Here is a 14,462-nt window from a genome sequence, read left to right as displayed (position 1 = left end):
TAAATAAAATTATAATTTAAAATCTCTCTTATCTACTTTATTCTATGTGCAATATTCAGCATTGAAGTTTTGGTTGTTAGAAGCTATCGCTTCGCGCGAGCTCAGCGCCACAAGAAAGGTGTCGTACTTTGAAGTTATGAGGTATGAGTGAGGTACAGAAGAGCTAATACTTTGAAACCTGAAGCTTTTGTTAAAATAGCTCCCCCTGAATAGTTGCTATAATACGTCTAGAGCCACCAGAATCACGATGTTCACCTAAATAAATGCCTTGCCATGTACCTAACGCTAAATAACCATTTGAAATAGGAATACTTAGCTCGCAGCCTAACGTACTGGTTTTAATATGCGCGGGCATGTCGTCATCACCTTCATAATCGTGGCGGTAGTAAGGTTGACGCTCAGGAACGAATTTATTGAAATGGCTTTCCATGTCCATACGAACAGTGGGATCTGCATTTTCGTTTATTGTAAGACTCGCTGAGGTATGCTGAATAAATAAATGTAACAAGCCTATTTTGTAACTCGCCAGTTCAGGAAGTTGAGATAATATTTCGCCATCAATTATATGAAAACCTCGCAGGCGAGGTTTTAATGTAATTTGCTTTTGCTGCCAACTCATAGTTTATCGAAGCTAACTTCAATGTTTGCATTACCTGCGTCACAGCTAAATGGCATGATGATCTTTTTACCTTGGCTTTTATGAGTAATTGTATGACCTTTACCCGATACCACAATAGGCGTTGCCATATCAAAGTCGAAGCCTTTCTCGCCAAGTAAATTTTTAGCACCACCAGTTACCATGTTGGTTATTTCGCCAACCATATCGGTAACTTCTTCATCTATGGTATCAGGGCGTTCGCCAAGCATACGCTCCATGATGGTTAATGCTAATCCTTCATCAAATGTAATTGAAAATGATCCTCGCGTTTGCGGGCCAACCATACCAATCAAACCTGATACATCACCACAGGCTATCTCATCAGTTTTAATGCGAGGTTTACCCGGCTTCAATTGAGTTTGAGCCATAGTGCTTAAAACATTAATTAAAGAAGATAAAAAAGGATTGATGAATTCTACATTCATAGTGGCTACTCTTAAATTTGTTCTGTGAAATGACTATATAGTTTGAGTATAGTCACTAAGGATAACTTTGAAGGATTATGATGCTCTGCAAGATTCACATTTACCATGTGCTTCTATTGTTTGCCCTGATACGACAAAGCCACCTTCGGCAGCTAGATTATTAAGCTCATGCGAAATTACACTCGAGTGTAATTCTTTAACAAAGCCACATGTATCGCAAATTAATAATTGTACCGGGTGAATATGATCAAAATGATGGCACAGCATAAATGCATTTGTGCTTTCAATTTTATGAATAAAACCTAGTTCAGCTAAAAAGTCTAATGCACGATAAATAGTTGCAGGTTTAGCACCTGTTTCAGTTACTTTTAATTGCTCAAGCAAATCGTATGCACCAACACCACCTTGTGCACTGGCTAATAGACGAAATACTTTCTCGCGGATAGGCGTAAAACGCGCACCACGGTTGTCACAAACTTGTTTTGCTTTACTTACGAGTGATTCTATATTCATCATTACTCTTATCCTTATGCTACCGTGATATACTAACATACTGTGTTGTAGTTGCAGCGTTTTTATTAAGCGCTTTTTACCTAGGAAACCCAGTAATGCACGAACTATTGGCTATATTTATTTTCTTTTTTGCGGTTATTGACCCCATTGGCACTGTACCTGTATTTATTGCAGTCACACGTGGTGATGATGAGAAATTTAAACGTAAAGTTATATTTAAAGCGGTAGGCGTATCTGCATTAGTGCTCTTATTTTTTGTACTCGCAGGTGAGCAATTACTTAACGCAATTGAAATTCCACTTTCGGCTTTTCAAATAGCCGGCGGTATCATATTACTTATTTTTGCGCTTTCAATGATATTTGGTGAAAGTAAACCTGAAGCCGAAATTAAAAGTGTACGCGACAGCACTGAAACCGCTATTTTTCCGCTTGCGATTCCGTCTATCGCGAGCCCTGGCGCTATGTTAGGCGCCGTATTAATGACTCGTAATGAAGAATATACCTGGGTTGAGCAATTACTAACGTCTTCAATGATGCTTGCTGTATTAGCGGTTGTACTGGTTTTGTTACTGCTTGCAACGCATGTACATAAATTAATTGGTGATAGTGGTGCAAGTATAATAAGTAGAATTATGGGGCTTATTTTAAGCTCGGTTGCGATTACCAATATTTTAAATGGCATAGCCCATTATTTTGGCTTGCAGGTATTTAATTAAAAGTAGTCCCTACTTAGAGGTGCAAGGCGTTACGCTATATTGCTGTTCTGGGTTTTTGGCGATCATTATGATCTAATGACGACTTAATATCTTCGTAGCTTCCTCTCAACGTTTTTTAAGTGTTCCCTTACTTCTTTCTATAGAGTGCTGTACAGAGAATAGGTATTAATATAGCCCTCAATCTATGTTGCTATCGTGATTAGTGATAAGAGTTACCCCACCCAGCAAAAATAAGCATGTTTCATATAAATAAAACTGCGTCATTTATAGTCTTGAATGATTTCATAAAAAATTTTACTAAGTAAGCAACCCTTCCTATATTTACTAGTGATATTGCCCCACATATGAAATAAATTTTTTTTAACAGTTTATTTAGTTATTACATTTTAGCTTTGTTATAAGGAATACTGACGGTGATGTAGTGTGGGAGTTTTTTTGTTTCCTTATTTAAAAGAGAAAATTATGAAAAATAAAACTGTAAAGCTCACGGTATGTTTATTAACTTTTTTAGCTCCAATTGCTCAAGCCAGTGATGAGGTAAAGCATATTCCTGGTTTTTTTATTGGTACTACACATTTTGATAGTGAGACTGAGTTTACGTTTGGTGTTGAATATGAATATAAGTTTACTCAAGGTTGGGGCGCTGGGGTGATATTTGAGCGTACAAACGATGCTCATCATGGCGATGGTACTGCTGTAGCTTTGGCTTCGCTTTATTATCATCCAACCAAAAGTATACGTTTAGGTGTGGGCTATGGTGAGGAGAGAATTGGCGGAGCTCACCCTCATAATGAAAATTTATACCGCATAAGTTCTGCTTATGATTTTCATATAGGAGATTTTGGAATTGCACCCACTATAGCTGTTGATTTTATTGATAATGAAGAAGCAATTGTTGTGGGTTTAGCTATTACCAGACCTTTTTAATGTGTTGACTTGTAACTGTAGAGTTAGGTTAAACCTAAATTATTAAGAGGTCTGAAATGTTAAATAAATTGTCTATTACAAGTAAAATATACCTTCTAGGGGTATCACAAATACTACTAATGTTTGTGATCGGAGTTATATCTTTAATACAAATGAATAAAATTGGTATAGAGCTAGTTGATATAGCTGAGCGAGATATACCGCTTAGCAATATGCTTTCTAAAATGTCTGAGCATAAATTAGAACAGACAATATTATTTCAGCGAGCTTTATTACAGGTAAGTTTAAATCCAGAGGGTGACAATGCAGAAATTGAGCAAAAACTCACTTCATTAACACAGAAAATTAAGAGTGAATTTGATAAGTCAGAAAAATTTGTCACTGACTCAATTGATAAATTGCATAGTGAAAAAGCGAAATTGAGTTTTAAGTCTCTCGCGAGCGATTTAAAGCTTTTAAATAAAGAGTATCAAAGTATTGCTGTGAGTATTAGTGATGTTATTGAGATGACTAAAACGCAGACCGTTTCTAGTGTGAGTAATAAAGTAAAATCAATAGAGGTTGCGGAAGATAAATTCGATAAAAAGCTTATAGCTTTACTGTCCCAGATCCAAAAATTTACCTTAAATTCAGCGCTCCAAGCTGAAAATGATGAAAAACAAGGTATTCATTTTATTCTTTATATATTTATATTCTCCGTCATTGTTGGCGTTGCTTTATCATATTTGATCAGTCGAGCAATTGCTTTACCAGTGAATAAGCTAAAAAATAGATTGATTGAAATAGCTGATGGCGATGGTGATTTAACTTTAAAACTTGACGAGAGCGCTGGTGATGAAACTGGAGATACAGCGAGAGCATTTAATAAATTTTTACTAATGCTAAGAGAAACAATAAACGAGGCTAATATACACCTCTCCCAATTAGATGAATCATCAAAGTTTGCTGTAACTGTAATGCAAGAAACAGTCGTTAATGTTGAAATGCAAAGAGCTGAGACAGAAATGGTTTCAACCGCTGTAGAGGAAATGAATTGTACTACCCAAGAGGTTGCTAGTAATACCCAAAATGCATCGGACGTAACTGAAGCAGTTAAAGAGCGTGTATCAAAGGGGAAATTAGAAGCTTCACAGGCAAAAGTTGTTATTCAGCGTTTAGCTCAAGAAATAGATGAAGCAAGCACTGTAATAGAGTGCCTTGTTACTGAAACGAACAGCATTGGTAGTGTTTTAGACACAATACAAAGTATTGCCGAACAGACTAACTTACTTGCTTTAAATGCGGCAATAGAAGCTGCACGCGCTGGTGATACTGGTAGAGGCTTTGCAGTAGTTGCGGATGAAGTGAGAGCGCTTGCTCAACGAACACAGGTTTCAACCATTGATATACAAGGACTTGTTACTCGCTTACAAAGCGAAGCTAAAAATGCGGTTATTAGTATGAATAAAGGCATTAATAGTGCTGACGAGTGCCTGCAAAAAAGTACTCAAACGTCAGAAATATTTGCCAACTCAGCCATTGCTGTTAATGAAATTACAGACTTAAACTTACAGATTGCTACCGCAGCAGAAGAGCAATCTGCTGTTGTAAGTGAAATAAATCAAAACCTGATTAATATTACTAACATTGCAATAGAAACGTCTACAGGTGCAAAAAACACATCAGAAGCGAATGAAAGTATTGCCCGATACATCGCAAATTTAAGAGTGAATTTAAATAAATTTAAAGTTTAAATTATGTTTTTGGCTTTGCGACGTTAATGGAATCGAATTATTGCTCGTCAAAAAACATACATGCCTAAGGTAGATAATCGCTTTATGAAATATGGTTATGTGCTTGTCTTGCTGCAGTTGTATTAGTTTCATTATTGCTGCACAGACAAATTAATCAATAATAGTCGCGTTAATATATTGAGCCTGTTAAATCTTCAGTTTTAAGATTTGTTTTATCTAGGGGAATTAATCGCGGCGTGAGGTTTGTAACCTTGTGGGCTCGCTTAAAAGCGGGCAAAGTTTTTGCGTTCTGTTAATGTCCCTAATCTAAACCTATGTAGGCTACAAAGGTAAATCGCCCCAAGGGCGAATCCAAAGGGCAACATCTGTTTGGTATTTATACTGCGTTATCGCCTATTTATAGGGATAGCCACATCACGTAGACTTTGCCTTACCTAAAAATAAACATAGCTGTTGAAAGTTTAACCTCTACAGATAAATGGGCTTTAGCAGAGTCATATGGTTTATTTTAATTGGTGTAGATTATTATTTTGGTTTTTAGGTGTTTTCTTTACATTGATGCTCGCTAGGCTTTTGTGTAAAATGCAGCGCCTTTTAAGCTGTGCTTAATAACTTTAATACCCTGAGGTTTGCTTTGAATAAATGTACTTTGGATAGACGCTTTTCTGTGGCACCAATGCTTGATTGGACTGATCGCCATTGTCGTACTTTTCATCGCAAAATGACTAAACATACTGTGCTTTATACTGAAATGATAACCACAGGGGCTATTTTATTTGGTCGAGGCGACTACTTACATTTTAATAAACACGAAGGCCCAGTTGCACTGCAACTTGGTGGCTCTGATCCTAAAGCGCTTGCGCAATGTGCAAAACTGGCAGGTGAGCGTGGCTATGACGAAATAAATTTAAATGTAGGTTGCCCGTCAGACAGAGTTCAAAATGGTCGATTTGGCGCATGCTTAATGGCTGAGCCTCAATTAGTTGCGGACTGTGTTGCAGCAATGAAAAACGAAGTAAGTATTCCTGTAACTGTTAAAACGCGTATTGGTATTGATGAGCAAGATTCGTATGAGTTTTTATGTGCGCTTATTGAAGCGTCTCATAAAGTAGGATGTGATGATTTTATTATTCATGCTCGTAAAGCATGGCTTAATGGTTTAAGCCCAAAAGAAAATCGTGAAGTCCCACCGCTTGATTACCCACGTGTTTATCAACTTAAAAAAGATTATCCGCAGCTAGACTTAAGCCTAAATGGCGGCGTTAAAACAATTGAGCAGAGCCTAGAACATCTACAACATATTGATGGTGTAATGATTGGGCGTGAAGCTTACAGTAACCCATTTATGCTCAATGACGTTGATGAGAAAATTTATGGTGATGCTGCAAACACACAATCACGCCACGACGTAGTGCGCTCAATGTACAGCTACATTGAAGAAGAAATGCGTTTGGGTGCTAATTTTTGGCATATTGCACGTCACATGCTCGGTATTTTTCAGGGGCAGCCTGGTGCTCGAGGTTTTAGACGCCATCTTTCTGAAAGTGGTCATGGTAAGCAAGCTGATTTATCGGTAATGGATAAAGCATTAAGCTTTGTACCAGAACAAAGCTAAGCTTTAAAAGTTCTAAATTTAAGCCACTTTCGAGTGGCTTTTTTGATCCTAAATATTAGTCAAAAGCATGATTTATTGGCCAATTACACTCTATGCTGTTCAGCTGGAAGTCACTAAAAACTAGAGTGCTTGTTGTTTATCACTATGATTTTAAGTGTTTTATTTTTTTTGATGAACTTGGCACAACTCTTGGACTCTCCTTGTTGAAATTAATTAAAAATCAACAGGAGAATACCATGGGAATATTTAACCGCGTAAATGATGTAATTCAATCAAACATTGTCGCTATGCTTGATAAAGCAGAAGACCCAGAAAAACTTTTAAACTTGATGCTTACCGAGATGCAAGATGCGTTGAATGAGTGCCGTAGTACAGCAGCCGCTTTATTGTGTGAAGAGAAAATAATTAATCGCCAAATTGATACTAAAAAAACAGAATTAGCAGCTTGGCAAATTAAAGCAGAACGTGCGGTTGAGAAGGGCAGTGATGACCTTGCTAAGTCTGCCTTACTTGAAAAGCAGCGCGTTAACGAAAGCATTGAAAAGAAGCAAACTCAACTAGAAACACTGCAAGAGTCTATTGCAAAAATTAAGTCTGATTGTGAGCGTCTGCAGCAAAAAATGGCTATGGCTAAAACTAAGCAAGCTCAGTTAATGCAGCGTCATAATGTTGCTATTGCTAGAGGGCGAATCAGTACGCAACTACAAAGCGATAAAGTAGCTCATGCGTTGTCTCGTTTTGAACAAATAGAGCAGCGTGTTGAAGGTATTGAAGCTCAAGTAGAGGCTTATGAGCTGACTGATACAGCAAGCTCTACGAGTGCCCAAATTGAGTCGTTAGTTAAAAATGAAAAAATTGATGCTGAACTGGCTCGCTTAAAAGCGGACTTAAATACTAATTTAAAACAAACTGCTTAGGAGATTGCTATGAACAGCTTTAATCGTCAACGAGGTTGGTATAAAGATACTCTAAATAAAAAAATATCGGGTGTGTGTAGTGGTTTAGCTCATAGATTGGACTTTCCTGTATGGGCAACACGCGTAGTTACTATTTTATTATTTTTGAGTTTTCCGTTTGCAATTGCACTTGGTTATTTTATAGCGCATTGCTGCCTTGAAAATAAAGAGTATTAATACCAATAGGCATAAATATTTGAACAATTTAACGAATTAAATCACTCTATAACGTTGTTAAAAATTTTTATTTAGAACAACTAGATATAAAAATTTTTGCCTAGTTATAGCGCAATTTTCTTATCGTTAAATCGACCTCATATATAAGCCGGTTGGTATAAGGAGAATTACTATGAAAGCTTTGGCAGTATGTGTAATTATCTATTTATTACTGTTTACTGATTTAATAACGTTTGTGCAGATTGATTCTTGGCAGTTGCCGTTATGGATTGCTGATATTAGCTGGGCTGGGCTTGAGCTTGTAGGTGCTTTGGCCGCAATTGTTGCTGTAGTTGCTGTAGTGGCTTTAATTACTATGGGATTAGTTGGTGCGGGTGTAGTGGCATTAGCAGGGACTGTTTTAGCGCTTTTATTCGGATCTATAATGATTGCATGGCCGTTACTATTTGTTGCAGTGTTGTGCTGGCTTGTTGCCGATAACAAAAAAGTAGCCTCTTAATCCTTAATTTGACTGACTATTATAGGTTAACTATGTTAAATTTAGCCTGTAATTTAAAGTTTTCATAAGGATAAGAATGATGACGAAACTATGTTTTTCGATGGCTTCTGCATTAATATTTAGTTTTTTTTCGTCATCGTTGGCGGCGCACTCAGGGCATGATCATGGTTCTGATGTGGCTGTGCTCGAAGTAACTAACGCGCAAATTAGAGAGTTTTTACCTGGCAGTACTTCAACTGTAGGTTATTTAACGCTGATAAATCACAGTGGAGCCGCAGCAACTTTAACTAAGGCAACTATTGATGGCTTAGGGCGTGTTGAAATACACGAGCATTCACATGTAGACGGCATGATGAAAATGCAACAAGTTGAATCAGTTGAAATTAAAGCGCACGAAAGTGTCAGTTTTCAACCTGGGGGTTATCATTTAATGGTATTTGAACCACAAGAGCCATTAAAAGTAGGGCAAGAACGCAAACTCACGCTATATTTTAGTGACGGTAATCGCTTGTTCACTAATGCTCAAGTCGTGTCGCTTGAAGCGCAAGCTACGCAGTCAAAACCATCTACTCAACACGCTCATCACTAGGAGTACACATGTCGCAACACAAAGGAAAAATAGCAGGAATAGTTGTTTTACTGCTTATCATATTTTACGCAATTGCTGTTTATTGGAGCACTGAGCCTTCACGTTTTGATGTTGTTGCAAACGCCAAAGAGCAAGCGCAGCTTCGTAATGAAAAAATAGTTACGGGTTATGTAACGACTTCTACATTAATTACAGTAGCAAATACCTTACTAGATAAACCCGGTGGCTACTTATCAAATGATGTAATACCACCAAGTATTATTATGGATGATATGCCAGCGTGGGAATATGGCGCGCTAGAAATGGTGCGTGATTTGTCGCTTTCTATGCGAAAAGATTTTAGCCGTTCGCAATCACAGTCTACTGAGCATGAAGCACTTAAAAAGGCGCAGCCACAGTTTAATATAAGCTCTGAAGCATGGGCATGGCCAAGTGCTGAAGGTGAGTATCAAAAAGGTATTGATTATTTAATGGTATATCGTGGACAAATTGCTAACGAGCATGAGCGCGATAGCCAATTTTACGCACGAGCAGATAACTTACGTAGTTGGCTTAAAGAAGCTGAAAAACGTTTAGGTAGCTTAAGTCAGCGTTTAAGTGCCAGTGTAGGCCAAGAAAAAGTGAACACCGATTTAGCGGGTAATTCATCTAATAAACAAGCAACTCTTGCTCCACTGCAGCAGCAAGTAAGAACACCGTGGTTAGAAATCGACGACGTGTTTTACGAGTCGCGCGGTGCTACTTGGGCGTTACTGCATTTTTTACAAGCGATAGAGTATGACTTTAATGATGTACTTGAAAAGAAAAATGCACGTGTAAGCGTTCAACAAATCATACGTGAACTTGAGGCAACTCAAGAAACAGTATGGAGCCCACTTATTTTAAACGGGAATGGTTTTGGCTATGTTGCTAACCACTCTTTAGTTATGGCAAATTATATTTCTAGAGCCAATGCGGCTTTAATCGAACTTAGCGAACTACTAGCTCAAGGATAAAAAATGAAAAAGTATTGTTTAGCAGCAGCCCTTTCAATGGCATGTTTAGCACCAGCAGCGCAAGCTGACACTCTACTAGGTTTATACGTAGGTGTTGATGGATGGAAGTCAGATAACGATGGCCAATTTTCTTACAAAAATAATGCATCTCAAGATTTTAATTTTGAAGATGAGACTTTTGTAAGTTATTACGCGGCGCTTGAGCACCCAGTGCCGTTAGTACCAAATATCAAATTAAAGTATACAGAGCTTGAGTTAAATGGTTCTGCGCTGCTTACAGATACATTTAGCTTTAATGGTTCTGATTATGTTGTTGGTTCTACTGTAAATACGGTAAGTGATTTAACGCATATTGATTATATTTTTTATTATGAAATTTTTGATAATGACTTAATTTCAATAGACCTAGGTTTAAATGCTAAACAGTTTGACGGTGATATTGTTGTAAGCGGCACTACCCAAAATGGTGGTACTAACTTTACCGAAACCAAAGACTTCTCTGGTTTTGTTCCTCTTGCATACGGCCGTGCCGAAGCTGGCTTACCATTTACTGGTTTAAGTGTATTTTTTGAAGGTAGCTTTTTGGCTATTGACGATAGTAAAGTACAAGATTACCAAGTAGGCGTAGCGTGGGAACTTATTGATAACCTAGCAGTAGATGTTGCTGTTAAAGCCGGTTACCGCTCTATGGTATTAGAACTTGATGATGTAGATGATATTACTACTGATATTGATGCATCTGGCCCATTTGCGGGTATTCAGGTTCATTTTTAATTAGTATTTTCTAATTAAATGAAGCGTGGCATATTATTTTATTGCGTGCCACGCTAAATCAAACTCTCCCTCTAGCGCATTATTAATCAACTGCTTATAGACCTTATTGACAGGGAAATTAATGAGTTTAGATAGCTCATCACCTGTTTGAGTAAATTTGTAATAGCTTAATACCAAATCACTACTCTTTGCTTTTAACGTTACTTTTTGCGATAAAAATGAAAGGGTAAGTTCTTGCCCCGCTTTAAGCACTGCAGATTCAATTTCTTTTCTATACAGTAAATTAAGATCCATGAGCGTTAAAATATCAGGAAAGCTAATACCCGTTTTTCCTAAATTTAAAGATACTTTATTGCCTTTTCGTAGCAAATCAAACAACGATGGTTTTTTGTAAAAGCCGAGTAATATAAAGTGGCTGTCGTCTTTTTCGTTATAGCCTGAGAGCGACACACATTTTTGCAAAGAGTCTGCTTCTCGCTGTGTCATATGCTTTAAAGTTTGTAGGCTTTTAATTGAAAACGTACCAGGATTGAGTGTTTCTCCTGTTAAAATTTTTGCCCATAAAATTTGCATTGATTCATTAGAAGTATCTTCACACAGAGCTATAAAATGCTCTACCCAATCAACATCGGGCTGTTTACTACTTGCTACATCAGGGCAAAATCCCATAGCCACTGCTAAAATTGATTCTATATTTTGTTGTTGTTTAATGAGTAATAAATCTTGGCGCTTTTGAGCGCGAGCTAAAACAGAGTTTTCACTGTTGATATGATAAAGCGGCTTAATTTTGCCCTTAATATCGTAACTTTGCTCGTTAGTAGGTAGTACACCGTTACTACCTACTTTTGTTATAGGGTAACCAAGCAAGGACTCGATGATGTTGGCAAGATTAATTCTCGCCTGTGCTGTTTTGACTGTCATGACTGTGCATTATCCTTTGTGGATCACTAAGCTGTGCAACAGTTTGAAGGTTATTTAAACCCAGTGAAACTGTATTACTGAGTACGTACTCGCTCAAAATTGCAGTGTAACCAGATATTAAAGGAGCAGTTGTTTGACCTTTAATATTACATATTAACGTAACTATACCGTTTTGCTCGCTAAGGTTAAAAGTGCCTCTAATAATATGTTCAGCATTTAAAAGTATGTTGAAGCTGACTTTATTTTGGCTTACCGAAGTTATGATCATTTCACCATACCCCCATTTTCCTTTCCAAGACTGATGAGCCCCTAGGCCAGAACTGGGTTCGCCCAAAGTAAAACGTATGCTGGGGTCTACTTTTTCCCATGGAGACCATTTTTGCCATTGGCTAAAGTCGGTGATAAGCGGCTTTATTACTTTAAGATTGGCATTAATTTCGATTGTTTTATTTACACTATAACTTTGAGGCAGTATTAGCCCTACCAGTGCCAATACTAATAGTAATAACAGTACGCATTTGATTAATATTTTTAATGGTTTAATAAGCACACCTTTTATTAGTTTTTCAAGTTGAAATACAACAACTTTTTATTAATCGACTATAGTATGAATTAGATTATAAACCAAAAATAATTTATTGATTGCTACTTAGGAGAGCGAATGTCGTCAGATCAAAACGATTTTTTATTTTTTGAACAAGATTTTGAAGACGATGCTGTTGTTGAGCAGACTAAGTTTTGGGATATTTTAATTGTTGATGACGAACCTGAGATTCATTCTGTAACAAAATTAGCTTTGTCTGGCGTTGAGTTTTTAGGGGCTGGCTTGCGATTTCACGATGCTTATTCGGGTGCAGAAGCAATAGAAGTGCTAGCTAAAAATAAAAATATTTCGGTTATTTTTTTAGACGTTGTTATGGAAACTGACGATGCCGGTTTGCAGGTTGTAAAAAGGGTGCGTGACGAATTAAATAATCAGCATGTAAGAATTATTTTAAGAACAGGGCAAGCAGGTATTACACCAGAAGAAAAAGTAATACGAGAATACGACATAAATGACTATAAAACGAAAACAGAGCTGACTCGTTCTAAGTTAGTAACTTCGCTTATAACCGCTATTCGCTCATACGAGCAGGTATGTCAGCTTGAATATCAAAGTGATGCAATGAACACGATTGTTTCAGCATCAAAGTCTATTTTAGGACTTACTGATGTTAAGCAATTATGCAAAGAAATCATCAAGCACATGAGTATTATTTTAAAATGTTCACCTAGAGGGCTTGTTTGCAGTAAGTTAGATGGCGATGATTTTATTCAGGTCTTAGGTGGTTGCGGGCATTACGAAAGCTATTTTGGTAAAAAATTAATTAATGTTGATAGCAAAGTATTTGAACAAGTTGAGTCGTGTTTTGGTTTGTCAAAGCACCAACACATAGACTCAAGTTCAACATTTATATTAAAAAGTAAGCATCGAAAAGCGGCTTTATATATAGAGTGCGACCACATTCCCTTACAAGCACAGCTACAATTTGCTGAAATTTTCTTAACTAATGTAAGTGTAGCACTTGATAACATAAGGTTATTTGTAAAGTTAAGAGATGCTGCTTATAAAGATGTGCTTACTGGTATTTCAAATCGTACTAACTTTATTGAGCGTGTGGTGAGTTATCAAAAGCCACACGTGAACGATCATGTATTTGTATTACTTGATGTAGTTAATTTTGCAGATATTAATAACGGCTTAGGGCAAGAGGTCGGCAATAAAGTATTAATTGGCATTGTGCAAAGGTTAAGAGAAAATTACCCAACAGCTAAATTACTATCACGTATTGGCGCTGATGTTTTTGGTTTTATTATTCGCCAAGACGAATTTGACTTAAAAAAGTTGAATGAGCAATTAGGTATTTCATTTTACGCAGAAGAACATTTACTCCCTATCGATTTTAGAGTGGGCTTATGCCAACAACAAGACTTTCAAAGTAGCGGTATTGATACACTGAAAGTTGCTTATATTGCACTTGACCAAGCTAAAAAAGCAAAGCATAAAGAAGGCGTTTATTACAATATTGATATGCAAGATAAGATGGCTTGGCGGATAGGGATTATTAGGCAGTTACGTCATGACTTTGCTCGAAATAAATTAGAGGTATGGTACCAACCTCAACTTGCACTAGATGACTTATCGCTAATTGGATGTGAGGCATTATTACGCTGGCCGGCAAGTGATGGCGTGTATATATCGCCGGCTGTGTTTGTGCCACTTGCAGAGGATGCGGGCTTAATTGTTGATATAGGGCAGTGGGTATTAGAACAAGCTTGCCAACAGCAAAAGCGCCTAGAAAATATGGGCACAGAAATTTGTATTGCAGTTAATGTGTCTGTTCCACAGTTTAAAGTAAAAGGTTATGCGCAAACTGTTAAAAATACATTGTTAAAATATGGTGTTAAGCCAAAAAACATAGAATTAGAAATCACCGAGAGCGTAGTAATGGATGAGCTGGAAACGGTTATTAGTACGCTAAGTGAGCTAAAAGAACTCGGAATGGAAGTTGCTATTGATGACTTTGGTACTGGTTTTTCGTCGCTGAGTTACATTCAAAGTTTACCTTTGGATCGGTTGAAAATAGATCGTGCATTTATTAAAGATTTACCAAATGACGACACTGGCGCTATTGCTGCCTTAGTTATATCTCTTGGTGCTAAGTTGGGCTTAAAAACGATTGCTGAAGGGGTCGAAACACAAGAGCAAGCCCAGTTCTTAAAAAATTTAGGATGCGATGAAGTACAAGGTTTTATGTATGCTAAACCCATGCCTGAAAATGAATTAATAGAATTTATAAATAAACGCTAAAAAGATTAACTTATTATTATTTAAGTTAGGGCGTGTTGAACTTTTGTGATTAATTTTGCAGCAGATTGTTTGGTATTTAGGCAAGGCAGAGCCTATGTAGTGTGGTTGTTCCC

General features: G+C 37.2%; 16 protein-coding genes. 11 read left to right on the top strand and 5 right to left on the bottom strand.

What is annotated here, in order from left to right; all coding sequences use genetic code 11:
* Window positions 1–190: 190 nt before the first annotated feature.
* From GQR46_RS06980 to GQR46_RS06970, 3 genes are all read right to left on the bottom strand, one after another.
* Entirely contained in the window at window positions 191–619 is a 429-nt protein-coding gene (locus tag GQR46_RS06980; RefSeq protein WP_165740526.1) for a secondary thiamine-phosphate synthase enzyme YjbQ, read from the bottom strand.
* Window positions 616–1,083: a chemotaxis protein CheX gene (locus GQR46_RS06975; RefSeq protein WP_007580265.1), complete on the bottom strand. Its 468-nt coding sequence runs from the start codon at window positions 1,081–1,083 to the stop codon at window positions 616–618. The genes GQR46_RS06980 and GQR46_RS06975 overlap by 4 nt, the downstream gene beginning before the upstream one ends.
* Window positions 1,084–1,158: 75 nt before the next feature.
* Window positions 1,159–1,596, bottom strand: coding sequence for a transcriptional repressor (locus GQR46_RS06970; RefSeq protein ID WP_007580267.1), 438 nt, complete (start codon window positions 1,594–1,596; stop codon window positions 1,159–1,161).
* 95 nt (window positions 1,597–1,691) lie between these two features.
* On the opposite strand from GQR46_RS06970, the gene GQR46_RS06965 reads away from it, so the two are divergent.
* The 10 genes from GQR46_RS06965 to GQR46_RS06920 all read left to right on the top strand — a co-directional run bounded on the left by GQR46_RS06965 (window position 1,692) and on the right by GQR46_RS06920 (window position 10,577).
* Complete coding sequence (locus GQR46_RS06965; protein ID WP_165729212.1) at window positions 1,692–2,312, top strand: MarC family protein; 621 nt, start codon at window positions 1,692–1,694, stop codon at window positions 2,310–2,312.
* 462 nt (window positions 2,313–2,774) lie between these two features.
* Window positions 2,775–3,239, top strand: a complete 465-nt coding sequence (locus GQR46_RS06960; protein WP_165729211.1) for a hypothetical protein — start codon at window positions 2,775–2,777, stop codon at window positions 3,237–3,239.
* Between the two features lie 56 nt (window positions 3,240–3,295).
* Complete coding sequence (locus GQR46_RS06955) at window positions 3,296–4,972, top strand: methyl-accepting chemotaxis protein (RefSeq protein ID WP_231609594.1); 1,677 nt, start codon at window positions 3,296–3,298, stop codon at window positions 4,970–4,972.
* Window positions 4,973–5,648: 676 nt separating this feature from the next.
* Window positions 5,649–6,587 carry a tRNA dihydrouridine(20/20a) synthase DusA gene (gene dusA, locus GQR46_RS06950; protein WP_240922895.1) on the top strand — a complete coding sequence of 313 codons (939 nt, stop codon included), beginning with the start codon at window positions 5,649–5,651 and terminating at the stop codon, window positions 6,585–6,587.
* Window positions 6,588–6,823: 236 nt separating this feature from the next.
* Complete coding sequence (locus GQR46_RS06945) at window positions 6,824–7,504, top strand: PspA/IM30 family protein (RefSeq protein WP_165740524.1); 681 nt, start codon at window positions 6,824–6,826, stop codon at window positions 7,502–7,504.
* A gap of 9 nt (window positions 7,505–7,513) precedes the next feature.
* Window positions 7,514–7,720, top strand: a complete 207-nt coding sequence (locus GQR46_RS06940; RefSeq protein ID WP_008172691.1) for a PspC domain-containing protein — start codon at window positions 7,514–7,516, stop codon at window positions 7,718–7,720.
* A 172-nt stretch (window positions 7,721–7,892) separates the two neighbouring features.
* Entirely contained in the window at window positions 7,893–8,219 is a 327-nt protein-coding gene (locus GQR46_RS06935; protein ID WP_010554260.1) for a hypothetical protein, read from the top strand.
* 76 nt (window positions 8,220–8,295) lie between these two features.
* Entirely contained in the window at window positions 8,296–8,808 is a 513-nt protein-coding gene (locus tag GQR46_RS06930; RefSeq protein ID WP_081709148.1) for a copper chaperone PCu(A)C, read from the top strand.
* An 8-nt stretch (window positions 8,809–8,816) separates the two neighbouring features.
* Window positions 8,817–9,803 (top strand): DUF2333 family protein, encoded by a 987-nt coding sequence (locus tag GQR46_RS06925; RefSeq protein ID WP_010554262.1) that lies wholly within the window; start codon window positions 8,817–8,819, stop codon window positions 9,801–9,803.
* A 3-nt stretch (window positions 9,804–9,806) separates the two neighbouring features.
* Window positions 9,807–10,577: a TIGR04219 family outer membrane beta-barrel protein gene (locus GQR46_RS06920; protein WP_007580285.1), complete on the top strand. Its 771-nt coding sequence runs from the start codon at window positions 9,807–9,809 to the stop codon at window positions 10,575–10,577.
* A gap of 33 nt (window positions 10,578–10,610) precedes the next feature.
* Here GQR46_RS06920 and GQR46_RS06915 read toward each other — a convergent pair whose 3' ends face one another.
* Together GQR46_RS06915 and GQR46_RS06910 are read right to left on the bottom strand one after the other, a co-directional pair.
* Entirely contained in the window at window positions 10,611–11,498 is an 888-nt protein-coding gene (locus GQR46_RS06915) for a TIGR03899 family protein (RefSeq protein ID WP_024590186.1), read from the bottom strand.
* Window positions 11,467–12,048, bottom strand: coding sequence for an SRPBCC family protein (locus GQR46_RS06910; protein WP_007580289.1), 582 nt, complete (start codon window positions 12,046–12,048; stop codon window positions 11,467–11,469). Before GQR46_RS06910 ends, GQR46_RS06915 begins: the two co-directional genes overlap by 32 nt.
* 111 nt (window positions 12,049–12,159) lie before the next feature.
* On the opposite strand from GQR46_RS06910, the gene GQR46_RS06905 reads away from it, so the two are divergent.
* Complete coding sequence (locus tag GQR46_RS06905; protein WP_165721145.1) at window positions 12,160–14,349, top strand: EAL domain-containing protein; 2,190 nt, start codon at window positions 12,160–12,162, stop codon at window positions 14,347–14,349.
* Window positions 14,350–14,462 lie beyond the last annotated feature (113 nt).

The sequence above is a fragment of the Pseudoalteromonas sp. Z1A6 genome (assembly GCF_011378745.1).
Lineage (GTDB): Bacteria > Pseudomonadota > Gammaproteobacteria > Enterobacterales > Alteromonadaceae > Pseudoalteromonas > Pseudoalteromonas arctica.
This window is presented reverse-complemented; position numbering and strand designations above follow the sequence as displayed.